We start from the raw sequence: 23,431 nt of genomic DNA on the forward strand, positions 1-23,431 counted from the left end.
CGCTGTCATCCCTGCTCTGCTGGATATAGCCCTCATAAGAGGCACAGTGGAAATCACCCGGTTTCGGGAAAGGGGTCCTCTATGCACATGTGGAAACGGCTCGCCAGGATGACCGTCGTCGCAGGCTCGGCGTTCGTCCTGGTGGCGGGTGTCTCGACCAGTGCCCAGGCGGCGTCGGGCACCTTCTTCTACAACCGGGCCGACACCGGCTTCCGGGTACCGATCGCCGATCCGCCGGACGACACGTGTGTCCCGCTGGACGGCGGGGCGGGTATCGCCGACAACGGCACCGACACCCGGGCCGTGCTCTTCCGTGACACGGAGTGCCTGGTCCCGCAGGACTCGCTGGCGCCCGGCGGGAGCGGCGCCTACGGCGGAGCCACGGTTCCGCACGCGGTCATCTTCACCACCGGCTAACGAGCGCTGCGGCGGATCGCCTTGGGGCGCTCCCGGCGCCCCAAGGTTCCGCTTCCCCTCATACGGCCGCCCGGTCAGTACGGCCGGTCGCCCGCGATCGCCACCCGCTCCGCGACGCGCCGGTGCGGGGCGTAGTCGTCCACCGCGTAGTGCTGGGTGGCGCGGTTGTCCCAGAAGGCGACGTCGCCCGCCTGCCACTGGAACCGCACCTGGTACTCCGGCACATGGGCCTGCCGCACCAGGAAGCTCAGCAGCCGGTCGCTCTCCGCCCTGTCCATGCCGACGATGTGCGTGGTGAAGGAGGTGTTGACGAACAGCATCCGGCGCCCGGTCTCCGGGTGCGTGCGCACCACGGGGTGGGTGACGGGAGGGAACCGGTCCTGATGCGGGGCGAGTTGCTCAGGACCGTAGAAGCGGGCGAAGCCGGGGATGAAGTCGTGCACCGCTCGCGCCCCTTCGATGCGTTCCTTGACGGCTTCGGGCAGGTTGTCGTAGGCGGCCGCCATGTCCGCCCACATCGTGTCGCCGCCGTACGGAGGCACCTCGCGCAGCTGCAACACCGCGCCCAGGGCGGGCCGTTCGCGGAAGGTGACGTCCGCGTGCCAGACGTTCTCGTACGTCGGCGTGGCGCTGCCGCCCTTGTCGAAGCGGACGACGTCCTCGGCGGAGCCGCGCGCGAGCAGCGGATTGGTCTCCAGCTCGCCCCAGTTCAGGGCGAAGGCGCGCTGCTGCTCGGCGGTGATGTGCGCGCCTCGGAAGAACAGCACCTTCCATTCGAGCAGGGCGCGGTTCAACTCCTCGCGCAGCGCGGCCGTCAGGGGCCGCGCGAGGTCGACGCCGCGGATCTCGGCGCCGATGACGCGGCCCCGCGGGGCGATGTCGAGCAGCTCGTAGGGCCGCTCGTCCCAGCCGTCGGGCAGTCGGCGCAGCACGCGGCGGCCTTCGTACATGCCGTCGGCGGGAACGCGGGCCTCGCGGAGCGCGGGCGGCGTCTGGGCAGGGGTCGGTTCGGTGTCGGTGACCGTCATGGGGATCCGATCCTCAGGGGTGCGGAAGCGGGCGGGTGGCGTGCGGAGATGACTCCGGACAGCTAGCGGCCCGATCGCTCGCACCCGCACCGCCACGGGACGTTGAACGTCCGTACGGCAGCGGTCAGGTGCTGGATCATGGTCGTCATTGTGGAACGCGGACCGCTCCTGGTCAACCGTGCGGCTCGCGCAGCACTCCCCCGCGCCCGCACCCCCGCGCCCCTCGGAGACGGCCCCGTCGCCCACCATGGACTGTGGCGTGCCACACCCGCCCGCCGTCCGGGCCCCCGCATGGCGCATGATCGTGACACAGAGCCATCCGCACCACTGGATCCGTTCCACCCAGAGAGGACCTCCCCATGGAAGACCGCTTCGACGTCGTCGTGCTCGGAGCAGGACCCGGCGGCTACGTGGCCGCCATTCGCGCCGCCCAGCTGGGCAAGCGCGTAGCGGTCGTCGAGGAGAAGTACTGGGGCGGTGTCTGCCTCAACGTCGGCTGTATCCCGACGAAGGCGCTGCTGCGCAACGCCGAGCTGGCGCACCTCTTCACGCACGAGCAGAAGACGTACGGCATCAAGGTCGACGGGCAGGTCTCCTTCGACTACGGCGAGGCGTTCAGCCGCAGCCGCCGGGTCGCGGAGGGACGGGTCAAGGGCGTCCACTTCCTGATGAAGAAGAACAAGATCACCGAGTTCGACGGCCGGGGCACGTTCGTCGACGCGAACACGCTGCGGGTCGAGGGCTCGGACGGCACGACGAGCACGCTCTCCTTCGAGAACTGCATCATCGCCACCGGCGCGACGCCGCGCCTGCTGCCCGGTACCAGCCTGAGCGAGCGCGTGGTGTCGTACGAGGAGCAGATCCTCGCCGACGAGCTGCCGGGGTCCATCGTGATCGCGGGCGCGGGCGCCATCGGCATCGAGTTCGCGTACGTCCTGCACAACTACGGCGTGAAGGTCACCATCGTCGAGTTCCTCGACCGGATCGCGCCCCTGGAGGACGCGGACGTCTCGACGGAGCTCGCCAAGCAGTACCGCAAGCTCGGCATCGACGTGCGCACCTCGACCCGGGTGGAGTCGATCGACGACTCGGGCGAGCAGGTCAAGGTCACGGTCACCGGCAAGGACGGCAAGCAGGAGGTCCTGGAGACCGACAAGGTCCTCCAGGCCATCGGCTTCGCCCCGAACGTCTCCGGATACGGCCTGGAGGCGACCGGTGTGGCGCTCACCGAGCGCGGCGCGATCGAGGTCGACGGGCGCTGCCGCACCAACGTCCCGAACATCTACGCCATCGGCGATGTCACCGCGAAGCTGATGCTCGCGCACACCGCCGAGGCCATGGGCGTGGTCGCCGCCGAGACGCTCGCGGACGCCGAGACGATGGAACTCGACTACCCGATGATCCCGCGCGCCACCTACTCGCAGCCGCAGATCGCCAGCTTCGGCTGGACCGAGGCGCAGGCCAAGGAGAAGGGCTTCGACGTCAAGGTCGCGAAGTTCCCGTTCCAGGCCAACGGCAAGGCGCACGGCCTCGGCGACACCGTCGGCTTCGTGAAGATCATCAGCGATGCGCGGTACGGCGAGATCATCGGCGCCCACCTGATCGGTCCCGACGTCACCGAGCTGCTCCCCGAGCTCACCCTGGCCCAGCAGTGGGACCTCACCGTCCACGAGGTCGCGCGCAACGTCCACGCGCACCCGACGCTCGGCGAGGCCGTCAAGGAGGCCGTGCACGGCCTGGCGGGACACATGATCAACTTCTGACGCGCCCGGGCGGCCCGCTTGGGGCGAGCGGCCGAAACCGCTCGCCCCAAGTGGCGCGGCCGCCCGGTCCGGCCGATGCTGTCGGACAGGACTGTTGTGCCTCGGGGGCGAGGAGAGGCAGTAGCAGATGTTCTCTGGCCTGGGCCGATTCGTGGTCCGCCGCCCCTGGTGGATCATCCTCGCGTGGGTGGTGGCGGCCGGTGCCGTGATCTCGCTGGCACCGAAACTCACGTCGAGCAGCGACGAGGCGAGCTTCCTTCCCGATCACTACGAGTCCATTCGCGCGGCCGACGTGCAGGAGGAGGAGTTCCCCAAGCAGCAGAACATCGGCGCGATCATCGTCTTCCAGCGCTCCGACGGCGGGAAACTGACCGCCGCCGACTCCGGGGACGTCGTACGGATCTCCAAGGACCTCCAGGCGCGCAAGATCGACGAGGTGCGGGCGGTCGTGCCCGGCGAGGTGTCGCCCAACAAGCTCGTGCAGACCTCCGTCGTGGCGATGCCCAAGATCACCAACCCCGAGGACACCGCCCAGCAGGACGCGGTGAAGCAGCTGCGGACCGATCTCAAGCCCGAGCTGAAGGGCACCGACCTGACGGCCGGGATCACCGGTTCCGCGGCGCAGGCGCTGGACGAGAGCGACGCGTCCAAGAAGGCGGGCATCCTCGTCGGCGCCGGCACGATCGTGATCATCATCGTGCTGCTGCTCGTGATCTTCCGCAGCCCCATCATCGCGCTGCTGCCCGTGGTCCTCATCGGCCTGATCTCGCCCATGGCGACGGGCCTGATCGCCGCCGCCAACAAGGCGTTCGACATGAAGGCGGACTCCTCGATCCAGGAGCTGCTCACCGTCGTCCTGTTCGGCGTCGGCACCGACTACATCCTCTTCCTGCTCTTCCGCTACCGGGAGGCGCTGCGCGCGGGCGAGGATCCCAAGGGCGCGATGACCCACGCCGTCGAGCGGGTCGGCGAGGCCATCACCTCGGCCGCGGGCGCCGTCATCGTCGCCTTCGCCGCGCTCACCCTCTCCTCGCTCGGCATGCTCCGGTCGATGGGCCCGGCGCTCGCGATCGCCGTGTTCGTCACGCTGCTCGCCGGGCTCACCCTGGTGCCCGCCGTGGTCTCGCTGCTCGGTACGAAGGTGTTCTGGCCCTCGAAGTCCTGGCAGCGCGAGCCGCAGGGCACCGGGTTCGCCAAGCTCGGTGGGGCCATCGCCCGCAAGCCCGCGGTGTGGGCCGTGGTCTCCGCCCTCTTCATGGGCGCGCTCGCGCTCGGCGCGCTGGGCTACAAGGCCAACTTCGACCTCGCCGGGTCCTCGCTGCCCAAGGACAAGGAGTCGATGGTCGCCCTGGAAAACCTCCAGAAGGGCTTCCCCGCGGGCTCCACCGACCCCACCTCCGTGTACCTCTCCTCGACCACCGACAAGCGCGTCACCGAGCCCGAGGCGAAGGCGTTCCGGGGGCGGCTCGCCGACGTCCCCGGCGTGGGCGAGGTGGCGCCCGCCCGGCTCAGTCCCGACCGCACGACGGCCTCCTACTCCGTGGTCCTGGCCGATCCTCCCGCCTCCGACAAGGCGCTCGCCACGGTCAAGGACCGGTTGCGACCGGCCGCCCACGAGGACGCCCCGAGCGGGACGCAGGCGCTCGTCGGCGGCACCACGGCGGTGTACGTCGACATCAACAAGGCGGTGGACCGCGACTATTCGGTGGTCTTCCCGACCGCCGCGCTCGCCATCATGGTGATCCTCGGCCTGCTCCTGCGCAGCCTGGTGGCGCCCTGGTACCTCATGCTGTCCGTCGCGCTCGGATTCGGCGCGACGCTCGGCGCGACCTCGCTGCTCTTCCAGCAGATCGGGAGCCAGCCCGGGCTGATGTTCATGCTCCCCGTGATCATGTACTTGTTCGTGGTCGCGCTCGGCACGGACTACAACATCCTCATGGTGTCCCGGCTGCGCGAGGAGGCCCGCGAGGGCCGCGACCCGCACGACGCGGCGGGCACGGCGGTACGCCACTCCGGGCCCACCATCGGCTCGGCGGGCGTGATCCTCGCCGGTACGTTCGCGACGCTGATGCTCGCGGGCAACTCGACGCTCTCGCAGATGGGCTTCTCCCTCTCGTTCGGCATCGCGATCGCCGCGTTCGTGATGGCGATGATCTTCACGCCCGCGCTGACGGCGCTGATCGGGCACGCGGCCTGGTGGCCGGGGCACGGGGATGAGAAGCGGAACGGGGGCGGCGGGGCGGTTGCACCGGCGCCTGAGGGCCCGGACGAGCACGTTCCGTAGGGTCCGTTTCGTACGAGGTCCCGTTCACCTGCTCGTGGGCTCGGCTCCTGTCCACGGTTCCCAGCGCCCCTATCGCAGGGCCTGTTCCCCGCGCACGATGCCCGTGAACGTCCCGACCACGGCCACGCACACCACTCCCGCGCCCACGGCCAGGCAGACCGCGGGAACGCCGAATCCTGCCGCCGCCGCCGTGACGGCGGCGGCGCCGAGCGGGCCGAGCGAGTAGTGCGTGGTCCAGAACGCGGCGGTGACCCGCCCCAGGAGGTGACTCGGCGTCACTTCCTGGCGCAGGGACATCGAGCAGATGCCGGACACGCCGGTGGCGAGGAGCATCACCGCCGAAGCTAGCGCGGTCAACGGCACGCTCTCGGTCAGTCCGACGCAGGCGACGGCGACACCTGCCACGCCGATCGCTCCCGTCCAACTACGCCCAAAACCCAGCCTCTTGCGCAGCCGGGTGACCACGAAGGCCCCGAGCAGCGTGCCGATCGTCCCCGCGCTCAGCACATAGCCGACGGTGCTGTCGGCGTGCCCGAGGTCCTCCTTGACACGGAAGATGATGACGTCGGTCAGGCCGTGCGTGAGGAAGATGAACACGGAGAGCAGCACGGTCAGGGGCCGCAGCACGGGATGCGCCCACAGGAAGCGGGCCCCGGCGAGGAACTCCCCGCGCACTCCGCCCTGTTGGGCACGCTCGGCCTCCTCGTCCGTGGGCGGCGGCGCGGGCCTCAGCTTGACGAGGAGCAGTCCGGCCGCCGACGCGGCGAAGGTTCCCGCGTCGATCCCGATGGCGGCGACGGGCCCGAACGCCGCGGCGACGAAACCCGCGAGGGTCGGTCCACCGACCGTCGCGACGGCGAACGCCCCGAAGAGGTGGGCGTTGGCCCGGGTGATCTGGCCGGGCTCGACGAGGGCGGGGACCACCGTCACGTACGTCACCTGGAAGAGCATCGAGAAGACGCCCGCGAGCGGCACGACCGCGTAGATCAGCCACATGGGCGTGGCGTAGAGCCAGACCAGCGGGATCAGCGCGTACAGCAGGGCGCGCGCCACATCGCTCAGCATCAGCAGCCGCCGTCGGTCGACGCGGTCGGCGATCACCCCGGCGAAGAGTCCGGTGGCGATCGAGGAGACGCCGGTGAGGCCGGTGACGAGCCCCATCTGGACGACCGAGCCCGTGCTGTGCAGGACGAGCAGCGGGATCGCCACGAAGGAGAAGGAGTCGCCGAGGGCGGAGAGGGTCTGGATGACCAGGAAGGTGCGGTAGTGGACATTGGCCCACAGGGAGGGCGACTCCGCCTCCGAGGCACGATCCTTCTCGGTCACTTCCGCCCCCGCTCCCCCGTCCGCCCCTGCGGTCACGCTAGTCCAGCGGCAGCCGTTCATGGCCCGTTCGCGGAAGTTTCTCCGGCCATCGACCGCGCCGTGCGATTTGCTTTTACGGCGAAAGTGTGGACCCACAATGGCGTCGACAATCGCCCGTTGCTCACACTTTTGGCGAGAAATCAAGCGGAATTGATAACTCCTCTCAGGTCGCCTGCCTATGATTCAACGGCGAATGTCAAGTCCAATAATTCCTTGCCCCTTACCCCTCCCTCAGGGCCACCACCAGGCACTACCGGGTGCTAAAGTCTTCATTCGTCCCGAGCCCAGGCCGCATTACCGTCGGCGCATCGCTCGGATTGCATTGCGGTGATCCAGCTCTCCGAAGCCGGTCACCATGCCTTTACCGCCGAAAGGGAAGCCAGTCTTCCGCGCCCGCTTCCCGTTCCGGTGAAATGTGTCCACGCCTCGTCCTGGAGCCCTTTCATGTCTGCTGACAGCACGGCTGTCACCGCCCCCGCACCGGTGGACACCGCCGGTGCCCCCGACGCCTCGCCCCGGGGTCGCCACCTCGGCCTCGCCCTGTTCGTGATCGCCGCGGCCCAGCTGATGGTGGTTCTCGACGGCACCATCACCAACATCGCCCTGCCCAGCATCCAGACCGCCCTGGACGTCTCCGACGCCAACCTCGCGTGGATCGTCAACTCCTACGCGCTCGCCTTCGGCGGTCTGCTGCTGCTCGGCGGCCGGGCCGGAGACCTGTTCGGGCGGCGCCGGATGTTCCAGGTGGGCATCGCGCTGTTCACCCTGGCCTCCCTTCTCGGCGGTCTCGCCCCGAACGAGGGGCTGCTGATCGGCGCGCGCGTCCTGCAAGGCGTCGGCGCGGCCGTCGCCGCGCCCAGCGCGCTCTCCCTGATCGCCACGACGTTCCCCGAGGGCAAGCCCCGCAACAAGGCGATGGGCGTCTACGCCGCCATGGCGGGCATCGGCGCCACCGTCGGACTGCTGCTCGGCGGCATCCTGACCGACGCCCTCGACTGGCGGTGGGTGTTCTTCGTGAACATCCCGATCGGCCTCGCGGTCCTCGCCGGGACCAGGACGCTCGTCGAGGCCGAACGCCACCGCGGGCGCCTCGACATCCCCGGCACCGTGACCGGCACCGGCGGTCTGATCGCCCTGGTCTACGGCATCACCCGCGGCGGCGAGCACGGCTGGACGGACGCCCTGACCCTGACCTGCTTCGCCGTCGCCGCCGTCCTGCTCGTGGTGTTCCTGCTCGTCCAGAGCCGCACCGCGCACCCGATGATGCCGCTGCGCCTCTTCAAGGACCGCAACCGCTCCGGCTCCTACGCGACCATGCTGTTCATCGGCGCGGGCATGATGGCCACGTTCTACTTCCTGACCCTCTACCTCCAGCTGATCCTCGGCTACAGCGCGGTCAGGACCGGCTTCGCCAATCTGCCGTTCAGCCTCGGCATGGGCGTCGCGGCCACCGTCAGCGCCAAGCTCGTCACACGCCTGGCGCCCCGCCTGATCGCCGGGCCCGGCCTGCTCATCGCGGCCGTCGGCATGTTCTGGTTCGCCACGCTCACGCCCGACTCGTCGTACGCCGGGCATCTGATGCCCGCGATGTTCGTGACCGCGCTCGGCCTCGGGATGAGCTTCGTGCCCATGACGCTCGGCGCGGTCAGCGGCGTCGGCCACCAGGAGACGGGCATCGCCTCCGCGCTCCTCAACACCGCCCAGCAGATCGGCGGCGCCCTCGGCCTCGCCGTCCTCGCCACGATCTCCACCTCGGCGGCGAACGACCGGCTGCCCGACGCGGCCGCCTCCTTCTACCGTGCGGCGGCCACCCGGGACCACGGCCTGCTCGCCCGGGCGGCCGACGCGATGACGCACGGCTACACCATGGCCTTCGTCGGGGCGGGCGCCATGTTCCTTGCGGGCCTGGTCGTCACCGGCCTCGCCGTCACCGCGGGCAAGCAGCGTACGGACGAGGGCGCGGCCCCCGTCCACATGGGCTGAAGCAGCGGCGGGAAGGAAGCGGGCGCTTCACCAGGAACCCGTCGCCGTCCGTCGATAGGATTTCTTCGGAATTCCTTTTCGCGAGGTGTCGAGAACGTGCCGACCGCTCCGACGTTCCCTGTGAGCGTCGCCCACGAGGGGTGACGGCGCAGCCGAGGAGCGAAGTCATGAAGTATCTGGTGATGGTCCAGGGTTCCCAGGCCGACTACGAGGCGATGGCGGGCAAGCCCTCCGAGAACAGCCCGGCCTGGAGCGAGAAGGAACTGCAGGCGATGTACGCCTACATGGGCGAGATCAACAACGATCTCGCCGAGACGGGCGAGCTCATCGACGCTCAGGGCCTCACGGAGCCCGCGCAGGCCCGCTTCGTGAGCAAGGGCAAGGACGGCCGCCCGGTGATCACGGACGGCCCCTACGGCGAGACGAAGGAAGTGCTCGCCGGTTACTGGCTCCTGGAGTGCGAGAGCCTGGAGCGGGTCACCGAGATCGCCCTGCGCGTCACGGAATGCCCCGGTCCCGAGGGTTTCGTCGAGCCGCCCGTCGTGATCAGGGCCGTGCCGGAGGCCGGGGGCGAGTGCTGAGACGTACGACCGGGGTCGAGGACCTGCTGCGCCGCCACGCGCCGCAGGTCCTCGGCGCGCTCGTACGCCGGTACGGACACTTCGGCGCCGCCGAGGACGCCGTGCAGGAGGCACTGCTCGCCGCGGCGCGGCAGTGGCCGGACCAGGGGGTGCCCGACAATCCGCGCGGCTGGCTGATCAAGGTGGCGTCCCGGAGGCTCGTGGACCAGCTGCGCGCCGACGAGGCGCGGCGGCGGCGCGAGGAGGAGGCCGCGCTGCTCACCCCGCGCGACGCGTTCACCGCTCCCCCGCCCGGCGAGGGCCGCGCCCCCTCGGACGACGACACGCTCACCCTGCTGTTCCTGTGCTGTCACCCGCTGCTGGGTCCGCCCGCGCAGGTCGCCCTCACGCTCCGGGCCGTCGGCGGCCTGACCACCGCGGAGATCGCCCGCGCCCATCTGGTGCCGGAGGCGACCATGGCGCAGCGGATCAGCAGGGCCAAGGCGAAGATCAAGGGCGTGTCCTTCCGACAGCCGGTCCCCGAGGACCGGGACGGGCGGCTCGCCGTCGTCCTGCAAGTGCTCTACCTGATCTTCAACGAGGGCTATACGGCGACGTCCGGCGAGGCGCTGCACCGGGCGGACCTCGCCCGCGAGGCGATCCGGCTCACGCGTGCGGTGCGCGGGCTGCTGCCCGCCGAGGGCGCGGTGACGGGCCTGCTCGCGCTGATGCTGCTCACCGAGGCGCGCAGCGCCGCGCGCACCGGGCCGCACGGCGAGCTGATCCCCCTCGACGAACAGGACCGCACCCGCTGGGACCGTGCGGCGATCGCCGAGGGCACGGCGCTGGTCGAGGAGGCACTGTCCCAAGGCCCCGCGGGCGCCTACCAGTTGCAGGCGGCGATCGCGGCGCTGCACGACGAGGCGGCGGACGGGGACAGCACGGACTGGCCGCAGATCCTCGCGCTGTACGACCTCCTCGTCCACCGCGTGCCGGAACCGATGGCCGAGCTCGGCCGGGCCGTGGCCTTCGCGATGGTGCACGGGCCGCGGGCCGGGCTCGCCGAACTGACCGCGCTGGAGGACCGGTTGAAGGGGCACTACCGTCTCCACGCGGTGCGCGCCCACCTCCTGGAGCAGGCGGGCGACACCGAAGAGGCGCGTACCGCCTACCGGTTGGCGGCGCGGGGCACGCTCAGCCGCCCCGAGGCCCACTACCTTCAGACGCGCGCGGCCAGACTGCCGTCCTGAACCGGCCGAGGGCCCAGCGGCGCGCAGTGCTCGGCGACGGTGTCGGCGAAGGCGCGGGCCGACGGGCTCAGCGCGTCCCACCTGCGCACCGCCCACCCGACCTGGAGCGGCGGCAGGTCGGGGACCGGGACCAGGCGCAGCCCCGCGGGTCCCTGGTCGCGCCAGCCGGGCAGCGCGGGCACCACGGCGTGGCCGAGTCCGAGCTCGGCGAGGAGCACGGCCGTGTCCCAGTCGGCGACGCTGGTCCCCGTCGGCAGTTCCGCCCCCGACTCACCGAGGTGTACGTCGAGTTGTCCGCGCGAGGTCGAGTTCCCCGGCGGCGTGATGAGCCGCCCGGCGGCCAGGTCGGACGGCTCGGCGCGGTCCCGTTCCGCGAGCGGGTCGTCGGTGCGGACGGCGAGCACCCAGGGCAGTTCGACGACGGGCCGCAGCTCGATGCCGCGCACGGGCGCCCCGATGGTGATCCAGGCGAGGTCCAGGTCGTCGGCCGCGAGCGCGTCGAAACAGGCGCTGCTGGAGCTCATGGTCTGGAACTCCAGCGTGACCCGAGGACAGCGCTCCCTGAAGTCGACGACGGCCTCCGCCATGAAGTGCCGTACGGAGGTGGCTCCGGTGGTGACCCGCACCGCGCCGCCGTCGCCGCGCGCCAGGTCGCGCAGGCGGCGCACGGCGAGGTCGATGCCGCCGATGCCGTCGGCGGCCGCGGACCGGAGGACGCGCCCCGCGGGGGTGGGCACGACGCCCCGCGCGTGCCGTTCGAGGAGGCTCACCCCGAGCTCCCGCTCCAGGCGTTTGACGTGCTGGCTCACGGCGGACTGCGTGCAGGAGAGGTCGCGGGCCACGGCGCTGAGGCTGCCCGCGCGGCAGACGGCCGTGAAGACGCGGAGGTCGTCGAGAGTCACGAGGGGTGAAGGTATCGCTTGGAGGCAGGCAAGGAAACCCGAGGATTGACTTGGGTTTTGGCCGTACACCAAGATCGAGACCTGCCCGGACGGGGATGTGGGTGCGCGGGTCATGATCCCCGCCGCACCTGGCGCGCGGGCCGGGACCGCTCGGGGAAAGGTGTGCTGTGGAAGCGCTGGAGATGGTGGCCGTCGGCGCCGCCGGTATCGCGGCCGGAGGGCTCAACGCGGTGGTCGGGTCCGGCACCCTCATCACCTTCCCCACCCTGCTGGCCTTCGGGTTTCCGCCGGTGCTCGCCAACGTGTCGAACAACCTCGGTCTGGTGCCGGGCACGCTGAGCGCCGCGTACGGCTACCGCAGGGAGATGAAGGGGCAGGCGAGACGCCTCGTGCGGTTCGGCACCGCCTCGCTGATCGGCGGCCTGATCGGCGCGCTGCTCCTGCTCGAACTGCCCGCCGACGCCTTCCAGGCGGTGGTGCCCGTGCTGATCCTCACCGCGTGCGTCCTGGTGCTGCTGCAGCCCCGGCTCAACCGGCGCCTGAGGAACCGCGAGGAGCCGGGGAAGAAGGACGGCGGCGTCCTCCTGTGGTGCGGGGTGCTCGCCACCGGCGTCTACGGCGGCTACTTCGGCGCGGCCCAAGGGGTCCTGCTCATGGGCCTGTTCGGCGCCACGCTCCTGGAGGACCTGCAGCGCCTGAACGCCGTGAAGAACGTCCTCGCCTCGATCGTCAACGGCGTCGCCGCGGTCCTCTTCATCGTGGTCGCGGACATCGACTGGACGGCGGCCGGTCTGATCGCGGTGGGTTCCACGGTGGGCGGCCTGGTCGGCGCCCGCTACGGCCGCAGGCTGCCGCCGGCCGCGATGCGCGCCTTCATCGTCGTCGTCGGCGTGACGGCGTCCGTGCTGATGCTGGTGCGCTAGCCGGTCACCGAACGCCACGATGACGGGGTGTACCGACCGGGCCCCGGAGGCACGGACCCCGCGCCTCCGGCCGGATTCCGCGTAACGCAGGTCACACCGACAGGCCGCTCACCTGGGAACACCACAGAGTGGTTCACCGTTGAACATGATGTGGCCCCGACCGCGATTCCCCCGTCCGGCCGGGGCCACACCCCTGCGTGAGCAGCCCGCCCTCACTGTCCGTGCGGATCCGAGCGGATTTCACGCCTTCGAGGGCGAATATGCCAACCGCACCGCGTCACACCCGCCCGAGCGGCATCATGCGTCCATGGACGGTGCCAAGCCTGTGCAGGTCTTGTTCACGCCCGAGGAGTACGACGCGGTCCTGGGACTCGCGGAGCGGCTCGGGGTGCCGGTAGCCGAGTTCATCCGCCGCGCCGTCACCCTGCGCCCCGAGGAGTATCCGGAGCCGGGCCGGCGCGGCGACGCCCGGCGCGGGGCCGCGGTGCCCCCGGTCAAGCGGGACCTGGGCGCGGACGGGACGCCCGCGCTCCAGCGGTTCCTCGACACCCTCGCGGCCTCGGCGGACCCGGATGACGGGGTGAGCGCGGCCGGTCAGGACAGCGCGAGGTCCGGCTTGTAGAGGTCGAGCCAGATCGCGAGGTCGAGGGTGCGCTCCAGGCCCCGCCGCGAGGCCTGGGTGATCTGCGGCGCGTCCCAGCTCGCGGCCCGCGCCGCTCCCTCGCGGTCCACCAGTTCGAAGACCGGGTGCCCGGGAGTCGCGAGCAGGTCCTTGACGTGCCCCTGGAGGGCGACGGCGTACTTGGGGTCCTGGGTGGAGGGGTAGGGGCTCTTCACCCTGTCGTACACGGACCTCGGCAGCACGTCCGCGGTCGCCTCGCGCAGCAGGCTCTTCTCCCTGCCGTCGAACGACTTCAGCGCCCACGGCGCGTTGTACACGTACTCGACGAGCCGGTGGTCGCAGAACGGCACGCGCACCTCCAGGCCGACGGCCATGCTCGCGCGGTCCTTGCGGTCGAGCAGGACGCGCACGAAGCGGGTCAGGTGCAGATGGCTGATCTTGCGCATGCGGTACTCGAAGTCGCTCTCGCCGTCCAGGCGTCGGATGCCCGCCACTGCCGTCGCGTAGCCCTCCTTGACGTACGCGTCGAGATCGAGCGTGCCGCTCAGGTCGGGGCGCAGCACACCGGCGTCGTCGCCGAAGTGGTCGGCGAACTTCACCAGCCAGGGGAAGGTGTCGGCCGCGCGCGCCTGCTCGTCGAAGAACTGCAGGTAGCCGCCGAAGACCTCGTCCGCCGACTCCCCGGAGAGCGCGACCGTGGAGTGCTCGCGGATGGACCGGAAGAGGAGGTAGAGGGAGGCGTCCATGTCGCCGAAGCCCATCGGGATGTCCCGCGCGCGGATCATCTTCGCGCGCACCTCGGGGTCGGCGAGGGCGTCCGAGTCCAGGACGATGTCGCGGTGTTCGGTGCCCGCGAGCTCGGCGACGTCGTGCACGAAGGGGGTGTCGGGGGTGCCCCGCAGCTCGTCGGCGACGAAGTTGTCGGTCTGGCCGACGAAGTCGACGGCGAAGCTGCGCACCGTCTCGCCCGCCTCGGCGAGCTGGCGTGCGGCGAGCGCCGTCATCGCCGAGGAGTCGAGGCCGCCGGAGAGCAGGGTGCAGCGCGGCACGTCCGAGACGAGCTGGCGGCGCACGATGTCGTCGAGGAGTTCACGCACCTTGGCGATGCTCGCGTCCCGGTCGTCGGTGTGCGGCCGGGTCTCCAGGGTCCAGTAGACGTGCCGGCGCAGGCCCGAGCGGTCGACGGTCACGACCGTGCCGGGTTCGACCTCGCGCATGCCCTCCCACACGGCGTGTCCGGGCGTCTTGACGACGGTGAACAGCTCGCGCAGTCCGTCCGTCCCGACGCGGGCGCGGGCCAGCGGATTGGCGAGGATCGCCTTGGGCTCGGAGCCGAAGAGGACGCCGTCGGACGTCTCGTAGTAGTAGAAGGGCTTGATGCCCATGCGGTCGCGGACCATGACGAGCTTGTCGTGCCTGCCGTCCCAGATCGCGAAGGCGTACATGCCGTTGAGCCGCTCGGCGAGCGCCTCGCCCCATTCGACGTAGCCGCGCAGCACGACCTCGGTGTCGGACTCGGTGGTGAACCGGTGGCCGCGGGCGGCCAGTTCGCGACGGAGCTCGGTGAAGTTGTACGTCTCCCCCGAGTAGACGAGGGCGACCGTGCCGTTCGGCGTCTCGACGGTCATGGGCTGGCGTCCGCCGGGCAGGTCGATGATCGCCAGGCGTCGGTGCCCGAGCCCCACGGGCCCGCCGAACCAGGTACCGCGGTCGTCCGGGCCCCGGCAGGACATCGTCTCCGTCATGGCCTCCAACGTCCCTGACGCGGCCCCGAGATCACGGTCGAAGGAGACCCAGCCGGTGATGCCACACATGCGCTACCTCCCATTGGGCGAACTAGATGTATCTAGCACCTACCTGAGGAGCGTGCGCCTGCGATCGCGTACGGTCAACGCCCGAAGACGACGGCGGCGGACCGCACCCTCACCATTTCGGCCGCCTTTTGCCAAGGCCAGACGCCCCGCCGCACCAGCCGTGGATCCCGTCACCGCACCCGGGCGGACACACGGCAGATCACGGAACGAAGCATTCCGGCCACATGCAAAGACTTGTCAACGATCCGCGGACCCCCGCGCCACGGCGGTCCGCAGCAGCGCGTCGGCGTCCGCGCGGGCCTGCTCGACGGCCCCGGGGAAGACGTGCAACCCGTGCGCGACGAGAGCGCCCTCGTGCAGCAACATCAGGGTCCTGCCCAGGCGTTGGGCCCCGCGCGGGGCGAGCTCCCGCGCGAGATCGGTGAACAGGGCGAGCATCCACGCCTTCTGACCGGTGATCACCTGATACGCCGGGTGGGCGGGGTCACTGATCTCCGCATGCGCGTTGACCATGCTGCACCCCTTCGCCAGATGCACCTCCGCCCAGTCCCGCGAGGCGTCGAAGACGGCGAGGACGCGGGCGCGCGCCGTGCCCGCGTCCGACAGATAGGGGGCGAGGAAGGCCCGCCAGCGCTCGTCGCGGTCCGCGAGGTACTCGACGACGATCTGCTCCTTCGAGCCGAACCGGTCGTAGAGCGTCTTCTTCGTCACCCCGGCCTCGGCGGCGATCAGGTCCACTCCGACGGCATGGATACCGCGTTCGTAGAACAGCCGCCCCGCGGCGTCGAGGGCGCGCCGCGCGCCCGGCGTCATGGCGACGCGACGCGGACCCCCGGCCGCCGCGCCGCCCTTCTCGTACTCGCTCCCGCGCTCACTCATGCGTCCATAGTAAACCGATCTGTATACTCGCCCCCCAGTAGACCGATCTGTATACCCGCCCTGATGCGCAGACCCGACTCGGCGAGGAGGACCACCGTGAACGTCGTACTGTCGATCGCCTTCGTGCTGACCTGGAGCTCCGGATTCATCGGCGCCAAACTGGGCGCGGGGAGCGCGTCCGCGGCGACGGTCCTGATGTGGCGCTTCCTGCCGCTCGCCGTCGTCCTCGCGGTGGTCGCCCTCACGCTGACCAGGGCGTCCTGGCGCGGTGTGACCCCGCGCGACGTCGGCAGGCAATCGGTCGTCGGGGCGCTGTCCCAGAGCGGCTATCTGCTCACCGTGTACTACGCGATCCAGCTCGGCGTCTCCAGCGGCACGACCGCGCTGATCGACGGCACCCAGCCCCTGGTCGCGGGCGCGCTCGCCGGGCCGCTGCTCGGGCAGTACGTCTCGCGCACCCAGTGGCTGGGCCTCGGACTCGGCGTCACCGGTGTCGCCATCGTCACCGCGGCCGACTTCGCGGGCGGCGGCGACGCCCCGTGGTGGGCCTACCTCGTGCCGTTCCTCGGCATGCTCTCGCTGGTGGCGGCGACGTTCCTGGACCGGCGGACGCGCCGTCCGGTGCGCCCCGCGGTGGCGATGACGGTCCACTGCGTGACCAGCGCCGCGCTCTTCACGGCGCTCGCGGCGGCCACGGGTGGGGTCGTGCCGCCCGCCGAGGCGTCGTTCTGGGTGGCGATCGGCTGGCTCGTGGCGCTCTCCACGTTCGGCGGTTACGGCCTGTACTGGCTGATCCTGCGCCGCTCCGGAGTCACCCAGGTCAATACGCTCATGTTCCTCATGGCGCCGGTGACGGCCCTGTGGGGCGCCCTGATGTTCGGCGAACCCTTCGGCGCCCAGACGGCCCTGGGCCTCGCGGTCGGACTCGCCGCCGTGGTGGTCGTGCGGCGCGGGGGTGACGCGAGCGCCTCCAAGGAGCCGGTCACCGCGGCGTCAGCAGAGCCTGCACCGCGGGCGCGTACCGGTCGGTGATCTCGTCGATCTCGGTGGACCGCACGCACGGACCGCGCGCGATGCCGTACATCACGCCGAGCCCGATCAGCATGCCCACGGCCAGCTCGGCACGGAGGCCCGCGTCCGGTCCTGCCAGCCGCTCACTGAGCCGGTGGGCCACCTGCGTACGGAAGTTGGCACGCAGGATGTCGCCCTGCTCGCCGTGGAGCGGGGCGAAGACGATCCGCAGGATGGGGTCGGCGCCCCGCTCGGCCTGACCGGTCAGGAGATGGCGGACCATGTGGGCGCCGAGGTCGGCCACGGGCGCGTCGAAGAAGGCGTCCGCGTCGGCCTCGAACGACATGACGTGCGAGAACAGCGCGTCCTTGTTCCCGAAGTACTTGAGGATCAACGGGGAACTCACCCCGGCGCGTTCCGCCACCGCCTTGAGCGTGATGTCCCCGTGCGCGTGCCGCGCGAGGAGGTAGCGGGCGGCGCGGATGATGGCGGCCTTGCTCGCCTCCGCGTCCCTGCGGCCGGAGGGGGCCGACGTCGCTGCGGCGGCCGAGGACGCGGCCGGGTCCGTAGCCGTCGTCGGGGACGAGGCGGTGGTCGCCATGGTCACGTTCCTTCCAGGGCCGTCTCCTGGGCGGGCCCGCCGCGCCCCGCGCGCGGCCGCCCGCCCTGCGGTGCCGTGTCCGAGGGTATGGCCAGAGCGGCGGCGCAGGCGACGAGCGCCACCGTTCCGGCCAGGGCGAAGGAGAGTTGATAGCCGTGCAGGGTGGGGACGTGGGCCGCGCCGACCGCGCTGGTGTGCCGTACGAGCACGGCGGCCACCGCCGCGCTGCACACGCTCTGCCCGATGGTCCGCATCAGGACGTTCACGCCGTTCGCCGACGCGGTCTGGGCGACCGGTACCGCCCGCAGGATCAGCGTGGGCAGCGCGGAGTACGCGAAGGTGGTCCCGGTCGACACGATCGCGGCGCCCACGACGATCACCCACAGGTCCCGGCTGTCCACGATGCGTACGACATAGCCGAGAGCCATGACGACCGCGCCGATCGCGAGCGTCACCCTGGGGCCCCGCGCCGCCGATATGCGGGCCGAGACCGGCGAGAGGACCAGCATGACCACGCCGTTGGGCAGCAGGCACAAGCCGGTCGCCACGATGGACAGCTCCAGGCCGTAGCCGCTCTCGGCGGGCGCCTGGACCAGCTGTGCCGTCACGAGCGAGTTGGCGTAGAAGGCGAATCCGGCGAGCAGCGCGGCCACGTGCGGCAGTGCCACCTTCCGCCCGGCCGCGAGCCGCAGGTCCACCAGCGGCTGTTCGGTGCGCAGTTGCCGGTGCCACCACGCGGCGAGGATGACGACCGCGCCCGCGCCGAGCCCGATCACCGGAGCGCTCCCCCACCCCCACTGGCCGCCTTGCGACACCGCGAGCAGCAGACAGACCAGGCCCCCGGCGAGCCCCAGGGCACCCGCGGAGTCGAACCGGCCAGGGGAACGCACGGGCGATTCCCGTACGACCCACCAGGCGAGCGCGAACCCGATGGCACCGAGGCCGGCGGTCGCCCAGAACATGACGTGCCAGTCCGCGTACTGCACGACGAGCGCGGCGAGCGGCAGACCGAGCGCGGCGCCGATCCCGACCGTGGAACTCATCAGGGCGACCGCCGAACCGGTGCGCTCCGGCGGGAGTTCGTCGCGCAGGATGCTGATGGACAGCGGCACCACGGCGGCGGCCGCGCCCTGCAGCGCACGCGCCGCGATCAGCAGCCGGATGTCGGAGGTCAGCGCGCAGAGCACCGAGCCCGCGGTCATCAGGCCGAGGGCGACGAGCAGGACACGGCGCTTGCCGTACATGTCGCCCGCGCGGCCGAGCACCGGGGTGAGCACCGCGCCCGCCAGCAGCGTCGCGGTGACCATCCAGGAGACGGCTCCGGCCGAACTGCCGGTCAGCCGGGGCAGATCGGGCAGCAGCGGCACGACCACCGTCTGCATGACGGCCATGAGGATGCCGCCGAAGGCCAGCACGGGAACGGTCAGACGGGCCCGTGGGCCCCGCGCCTCGCCGGGTATCGGGACGGGCTTCATGCGGACTCCCCCGCGAGCATGAGGTGAATTGAAATTCACCATAGCGGGTGAATGGGTATTCACCATGAGGAAGTTGGCATGTGCCATGAGAACATGCCGTGCCGCCCCTATTCAGGAACGGGATATGACGACCCATTTGGGATGAAGCGCGAAGGCTCTCGCGTGACGGAATGCACCCAGTGGTGGGGAATGTCCGACAAGAGGCTGTACGGCGGCACACCGTGGCCGACCGGCACCCGACGCCGCCGACCGGGCAGCCATCCCGGTCGACCGAACGGTCACTTCCGCCGGCGCATCGGCCAGGAAACCCGTCCGAGTTCGGTCGGACTCCGGCCGGGAGAGGTCGCACCCGGGCGCACTCGGTCATACTGCCGCCCATGAACCGACTCCGCATCGGCCTGGTGGGCACCGGCCCCTGGGCCAGCGCCACCCACGCCCCCGCACTGGCCGAGCACCCCGGCGTCGAACTGAGCGGCGTCTGGGGCCGCCGTCCCGAAGCCGCCGCCACGCTCGCCGCGACGCACGCCACGACGGCGTACGCGGACGTGGACGACCTGTTCGCCGCCAGCGACGCCGTCGCGTTCGCGGTGCCGCCCGACGTCCAGGCGCCGCTCGCCGCACGGGCCGCCGCCGCGGGTCGCCACCTGCTGCTCGACAAGCCGGTCGCCACCTCCGTCGAAGGGGCGCGGGACCTCGTGACGGCGGCCGAACGGGCCGGGGTGGCGTCCGTGGTCTTCTTCACCCTCCGCTTCGCGCCCGTCACCGCGGCCTGGGTCGCCCAACAGGCATCCGTCGGCGGCTGGTTCACGGGCCGCGCCGACTGGTACGGCTCGTTCTACGCGCCGGACGGCGGCGACGCCGCGTTCTCCTCGCCCTGGCGGGCGGGCCGAGGCGGACTGTGGGACGTCGGCCCGCACGCCCTGTCCGTACTGCTCCCGGTGCTCGGCGACGTCACCTCGGTGACGGCGGCGCGGGGCGCGGGCGACACGACCCATCTGATCCTGCGCCACACGGGCGGGGCCTCCAGCACGGCGGCACTCAGCCTGACGGCGCCGGTGAAGTGCGCGGGGCTGACCGTGGAGCTGCGCGGCGAGATAGGCACGGAGTCGCTGCCGGCCTGGGACGGTCCCGGCGAAGCGTTCAGGACAGCGATCGACGGACTCGTCGAGGCCGCGCGCGGTGGCACGCCGCACGCGTGCGATGCCCGTTTCGGACTGCGGGTCACGGAGATCCTGGCGGAGGCCGAGGCGCTGGTCGCGGGGGCGTGAGCCGCCCGGGGACAACCACGGGCGGCCGGTACCGTGGCCGCTACGTAATGGCGAGTGACGGCACCGACCGCAGCCGGTGGACCCACGCGGCCGGTCCGGGAAGAACCGCTGTGCGATCCTGAGTTGCCCTGTTTCCGACCACACCGATCGAAATACGAACAACAGTCCCACACGCTTCCCGCATCGGCCCTGTGGGCCTAGGGGGTACCCAATGCCGGGGAATTTCAGCCATTCTCAGGCTCCCCGGACAAGATGCCCCACAGTTGTGCCCGCAGGCTCGTCGACGATCAAAGCTGCAGGTCGACGAGCTCGCGCACTCCATGATGCCGTAGAGACTGATCGTTTTCTTCGGGCAATGTTTATTACCAAAGCCGATGTGAATATTTAGACTGATCGCGCTCCAACTCGGCGTGCATCAAGAGGGATTACCCACCATGAACAAGACGGCGCTCCGCGCTCTGCTCCGCGAACGACGCGCCCTCATAGCCCCCGAATCACACGGCTTCGCCCGGCCCACCGGTCAGGGCAGACGCGCGCCTGGCCTGTCACAGCACCAGGTCGACCAGCTGCTGCACCGGACGTTCGGCACGTACCACCGACTCGAATCCGGCAATTACCCCAACCCGCCGACCTCGTTGCTCCGCGACATCGCCCGCCTCTTCGGCCTCAACGAGCAGGAGTGGGTGTCGCTTTGCCGGTACGCGCTCCTGCAGGACCCCCCTGGCCCCCTGCACCTGTCATCGGGCAAAGAGGTGCCGGGGGTGTGGCAGGAGGCGGTCGACGGGATCCGGCACATGGCCTACGTGACCGACGCCTCCTGGGAGATGCTGGCCTACAACCGGCGGTTCGCCACCATGTTCCCGCACGGCAAGGTCCCCGCGAACACCCTGCGCTGGATGCTCCTCGACCCGCACGGCCGCGAGACCCTCCTCGACTGGGACACGGCCTGGGCGCCGATGGTGCTGCCGCAACTGCGCGCCGCGCTCGCCGCCCGGCCCGACGACGACGTCCTGCGGCAGATCGAGAAGGAGGTCCTGGCCGAGACGCAGACCGCCGACCTCTATGCCACGGGCAATTCCCATCCGCATCCGGACGGTGACGAGCGGCCGCTGCTGCACGCCCAGGAGGGGCGCGGGTGGGTGACCATGTGCGCGGCGCAGCCCCTGACGGCGCCCGGTTCCCGCCTGATGATCCTGGTCTTCCACCCCGGCGAGACCCGCATCCACGCGCGCGCGGGGATCCTCCGGGCGACCTGACGGCTCCCCGGTCGCTCGAAAAGAGGTTCCACTCCGGTCCTGGCACCATGGGTAACAGGCACGGCGAGGTGCAGTAATTTGGCCATCACTCCGCCCGCCCTTTGCCAGTCCTTGAGGGAGCCGCCTCGTGACCGCCCACGTTCTCAGACCTCAGACCGTTGTCGGAGACCACAAGGTCACCACGGCGGAGATAGCCGACGACATCAGCGCCCGCCACGCCGACCACCCCCGTCTGCGGGCGATCCTGCGGGTCATCGGCAACTGCGGCGTGGACACGCGTCACTTCTCGCGTCCCCTGGACTCCCCCACCGTCTCGGGGACCGCCGACGTCGGCGAGCGGGCGCGCGCCGCGTTCACGGACTCCTTGGTCATGGCCGAGCGCGCCGCCGTCACGGCCCTCGATTCGGCCGGTCTCGCCGCCCGGGACATCGACGCGATCGTCACCACGCACACGACGAGCTGGTCGGTGCCCAACCTGGACATCCACCTCGTCGCACGCCTCGGACTCCGCCCCGACGTGCGCCGCGTCGCGCTCACCACGGTGGCCTGCCCGGGTGGCGCCCAGGCCCTCATCCGGGCCACCGACCTGATCGCCGCCCGGCCCGGCAGCAAGGTCCTCGTGGTCGCCGCCGAGGTACTTTCGGCCATCTACCACCACAGCGACACGTCCATCGAGTCGATGATCTACAAGGCCCTCTTCGGGGACTCGGCCGCCGCCACGATCGTGACCGACACCCCGTTGGGCCCCGGCTTCGTGATCGAGGAGAGTCTCGAGTACGTCCTGCCGGACAGTCTGGACCGCCAGCGCGGGCGGATCAGCGCGGGCGGCATCCACTTCGACTCCACCAAGCACGCGTTGGCGGCCGCCAACGATGTCATGCCGCGCCTGCAAGAGTGGCTGGGCACCGAGCCGCTCGACTTCGCCGTCATCCACCCCGGCAGCCCCCGCATCATCGCCGACACCGCCGCCGCGCTCGGCCTCGACGACCACGCGGCCCGGCACTCCCTGGACACGCTCGCCCACGAGGGCAACCTCGGCGGCGTGAGCATCCTGCGCGTCCTGGAGCGCACGCACGCCGATCCCCCGGCCGTCGGCGCGCACGGCGCCACGGTCGCCTTCGGCCCGGGCTTCGCCACCGCGGCGCTGCGCGGTCGCTGGCACGCGTAGACCCGGCCATCGCGGCCCCGTGCCGTGGATATTGGGTTGCCGCGCCGATCGCGCCCTGTTGAAGTGACGCGCATGGATCATGACAAGACGCTGGCCGCGTACGACCGGCAGATGCGGCGCGACGCGCACAGTGACAGCGCGACCTCGCGGATCGAGCGCATCGACGGCGTCGTGCGGCAGATCGGCTCCGCGCACGACTGGAACGGCGTCCTGTGGGCGGACATCGACGCGGCGACGGCCGACGCCGTGATCGCCACGCAGGTGCGTGACTACACCGCCGCGGGGCGGGAGTTCGAGTGGAAGCTGTACTCCCACGACCGGCCCGCCGACCTCGCGCAGCGCCTCGTCGCCGCCGGTTTCGTGGCCGATCCCACGGAGACCTTGATGGTCGCCGAGGCCGACGCCCTGCCCGCGGGCCCCGAGCTGCCCGAGGGCGTCCGCCTGCTCCCCGTGACGGACGCCGAGGGCGTGCGGCTCATGGCCCGCGCGCACACCGCCGCGTTCGGCGAGGGCGAGGCCGCCCTGGGCGAGCGGATCGGCAAGCAGGTGCTCGCCCAGCTGGCGGAGGCGCCCGACGACATCGTCGCGGTCGTCGCCATGGCCGGTGACCTGCCGGTGTGCGGCGCCCGGATGGAGCTCTGCCCCGGCACCGAGTTCGCCGGGCTCTGGGGCGGCGGAACCGCTCCCCAGTGGCGCGGCAGGGGCATCTACCGCGCCCTCGTCGCCTACCGCGCCCGCATCGCGGCCGAGCGCGGCTATCGCTATCTGCAGGTCGACGCGTCGGACGACAGCCGCCCGATCCTGGACCGGCTCGGCTTCGCGACGCTGTGCACGACCACGCCGTACGTGTACACGCCGTAGG

The 23,431-nt window shown here is 71.1% G+C and carries 20 protein-coding genes; 13 read left to right on the forward strand and 7 right to left on the reverse strand.

The genetic code is table 11. From position 1 onward, the window contains the following. The first annotated feature begins 81 nt into the window (after positions 1-81). Positions 82-417, forward strand: coding sequence for a hypothetical protein (locus tag KY5_RS01610; protein ID WP_098240466.1), 336 nt, complete (start codon positions 82-84; stop codon positions 415-417). Between the two features lie 74 nt (positions 418-491). On the opposite strand, the gene KY5_RS01615 is transcribed toward KY5_RS01610, so the two are convergent. Further along, positions 492-1,367 (reverse strand): TauD/TfdA family dioxygenase, encoded by an 876-nt coding sequence (locus KY5_RS01615; RefSeq protein WP_098247006.1) that lies wholly within the window; start codon positions 1,365-1,367, stop codon positions 492-494. Between the two features lie 437 nt (positions 1,368-1,804). Here KY5_RS01615 and lpdA point away from each other — a divergent pair, with 437 nt between their 5' ends. Beyond that, on the forward strand, positions 1,805-3,208 hold the full coding sequence (gene lpdA, locus KY5_RS01620) for a dihydrolipoyl dehydrogenase (protein WP_098240467.1): 1,404 nt from the start codon (positions 1,805-1,807) through the stop codon (positions 3,206-3,208). A 127-nt stretch (positions 3,209-3,335) separates the two neighbouring features. Continuing rightward, entirely contained in the window at positions 3,336-5,492 is a 2,157-nt protein-coding gene (locus tag KY5_RS01625) for an MMPL family transporter (protein ID WP_098240468.1), read from the forward strand. A gap of 69 nt (positions 5,493-5,561) precedes the next feature. On the opposite strand, the gene KY5_RS01630 is transcribed toward KY5_RS01625, so the two are convergent. Next, entirely contained in the window at positions 5,562-6,818 is a 1,257-nt protein-coding gene (locus KY5_RS01630; RefSeq protein ID WP_234362575.1) for an MFS transporter, read from the reverse strand. A gap of 483 nt (positions 6,819-7,301) precedes the next feature. Here KY5_RS01630 and KY5_RS01635 point away from each other — a divergent pair, with 483 nt between their 5' ends. The 3 genes from KY5_RS01635 to KY5_RS01645 all read left to right on the forward strand — a co-directional run bounded on the left by KY5_RS01635 (position 7,302) and on the right by KY5_RS01645 (position 10,650). Continuing rightward, the gene (locus KY5_RS01635; protein WP_098240470.1) at positions 7,302-8,840 is read left to right on the forward strand and encodes an MFS transporter; all 1,539 of its coding nucleotides are present in this window, start codon (positions 7,302-7,304) and stop codon (positions 8,838-8,840) included. A 167-nt stretch (positions 8,841-9,007) separates the two neighbouring features. Next, the gene (locus KY5_RS01640; RefSeq protein WP_098240471.1) at positions 9,008-9,421 is read left to right on the forward strand and encodes a YciI family protein; all 414 of its coding nucleotides are present in this window, start codon (positions 9,008-9,010) and stop codon (positions 9,419-9,421) included. Continuing rightward, positions 9,415-10,650: an RNA polymerase sigma factor gene (locus KY5_RS01645; RefSeq protein ID WP_234362576.1), complete on the forward strand. Its 1,236-nt coding sequence runs from the start codon at positions 9,415-9,417 to the stop codon at positions 10,648-10,650. Before KY5_RS01640 ends, KY5_RS01645 begins: the two co-directional genes overlap by 7 nt. On the opposite strand, the gene KY5_RS01650 is transcribed toward KY5_RS01645, so the two are convergent. Next, on the reverse strand, positions 10,620-11,552 hold the full coding sequence (locus KY5_RS01650) for a LysR family transcriptional regulator (RefSeq protein ID WP_098240473.1): 933 nt from the start codon (positions 11,550-11,552) through the stop codon (positions 10,620-10,622). The two genes, KY5_RS01645 and KY5_RS01650, sit on opposite strands and share 31 nt — an antisense overlap. Positions 11,553-11,719: 167 nt before the next feature. Between KY5_RS01650 and KY5_RS01655 the strand changes: the two genes are divergently transcribed. Next, on the forward strand, positions 11,720-12,475 hold the full coding sequence (locus KY5_RS01655; protein WP_098240474.1) for a sulfite exporter TauE/SafE family protein: 756 nt from the start codon (positions 11,720-11,722) through the stop codon (positions 12,473-12,475). A gap of 307 nt (positions 12,476-12,782) precedes the next feature. Continuing rightward, positions 12,783-13,097: a hypothetical protein gene (locus KY5_RS01660; protein WP_159072461.1), complete on the forward strand. Its 315-nt coding sequence runs from the start codon at positions 12,783-12,785 to the stop codon at positions 13,095-13,097. Here KY5_RS01660 and asnB read toward each other — a convergent pair. Together asnB and KY5_RS01670 are read right to left on the reverse strand one after the other, a co-directional pair. Then, entirely contained in the window at positions 13,070-14,911 is a 1,842-nt protein-coding gene (asnB, locus tag KY5_RS01665; protein WP_098240476.1) for an asparagine synthase (glutamine-hydrolyzing), read from the reverse strand. The genes KY5_RS01660 and asnB overlap by 28 nt on opposite strands. 237 nt (positions 14,912-15,148) lie before the next feature. Continuing rightward, a complete protein-coding gene (locus KY5_RS01670) occupies positions 15,149-15,724 on the reverse strand; it encodes a TetR/AcrR family transcriptional regulator (RefSeq protein ID WP_098247007.1) in 576 nt (191 codons plus the stop codon). Positions 15,725-15,886: 162 nt separating this feature from the next. Between KY5_RS01670 and KY5_RS01675 the strand changes: the two genes are divergently transcribed. After that, on the forward strand, positions 15,887-16,822 hold the full coding sequence (locus KY5_RS01675; RefSeq protein WP_098240477.1) for a DMT family transporter: 936 nt from the start codon (positions 15,887-15,889) through the stop codon (positions 16,820-16,822). On the opposite strand, the gene KY5_RS01680 is transcribed toward KY5_RS01675, so the two are convergent. Both KY5_RS01680 and KY5_RS01685 read right to left on the reverse strand, forming a co-directional pair. After that, positions 16,773-17,402 (reverse strand): TetR/AcrR family transcriptional regulator, encoded by a 630-nt coding sequence (locus tag KY5_RS01680; protein ID WP_098240478.1) that lies wholly within the window; start codon positions 17,400-17,402, stop codon positions 16,773-16,775. The two genes, KY5_RS01675 and KY5_RS01680, sit on opposite strands and share 50 nt — an antisense overlap. Before the next feature lie 2 nt (positions 17,403-17,404). Further along, entirely contained in the window at positions 17,405-18,877 is a 1,473-nt protein-coding gene (locus tag KY5_RS01685) for an MFS transporter (protein WP_098240479.1), read from the reverse strand. A 377-nt stretch (positions 18,878-19,254) separates the two neighbouring features. Here KY5_RS01685 and KY5_RS01690 point away from each other — a divergent pair, with 377 nt between their 5' ends. The 4 genes from KY5_RS01690 (at position 19,255) to KY5_RS01705 (ending at position 23,430) form a co-directional block, all read left to right on the forward strand. Then, on the forward strand, positions 19,255-20,145 hold the full coding sequence (locus tag KY5_RS01690; RefSeq protein WP_098240480.1) for a Gfo/Idh/MocA family protein: 891 nt from the start codon (positions 19,255-19,257) through the stop codon (positions 20,143-20,145). Positions 20,146-20,579: 434 nt separating this feature from the next. After that, a complete protein-coding gene (locus tag KY5_RS01695) occupies positions 20,580-21,401 on the forward strand; it encodes a helix-turn-helix domain-containing protein (RefSeq protein ID WP_098240481.1) in 822 nt (273 codons plus the stop codon). A 127-nt stretch (positions 21,402-21,528) separates the two neighbouring features. Next, complete coding sequence (locus KY5_RS01700; protein ID WP_098240482.1) at positions 21,529-22,569, forward strand: PhlD; 1,041 nt, start codon at positions 21,529-21,531, stop codon at positions 22,567-22,569. Positions 22,570-22,641: 72 nt separating this feature from the next. Further along, entirely contained in the window at positions 22,642-23,430 is a 789-nt protein-coding gene (locus KY5_RS01705; protein WP_098240483.1) for a GNAT family N-acetyltransferase, read from the forward strand. The last annotated feature ends 1 nt before the right edge of the window (position 23,431 follow it).

The organism is Streptomyces formicae, from assembly GCF_002556545.1.
Classification (GTDB): Bacteria; Actinomycetota; Actinomycetes; order Streptomycetales; family Streptomycetaceae; genus Streptomyces; species Streptomyces formicae_A.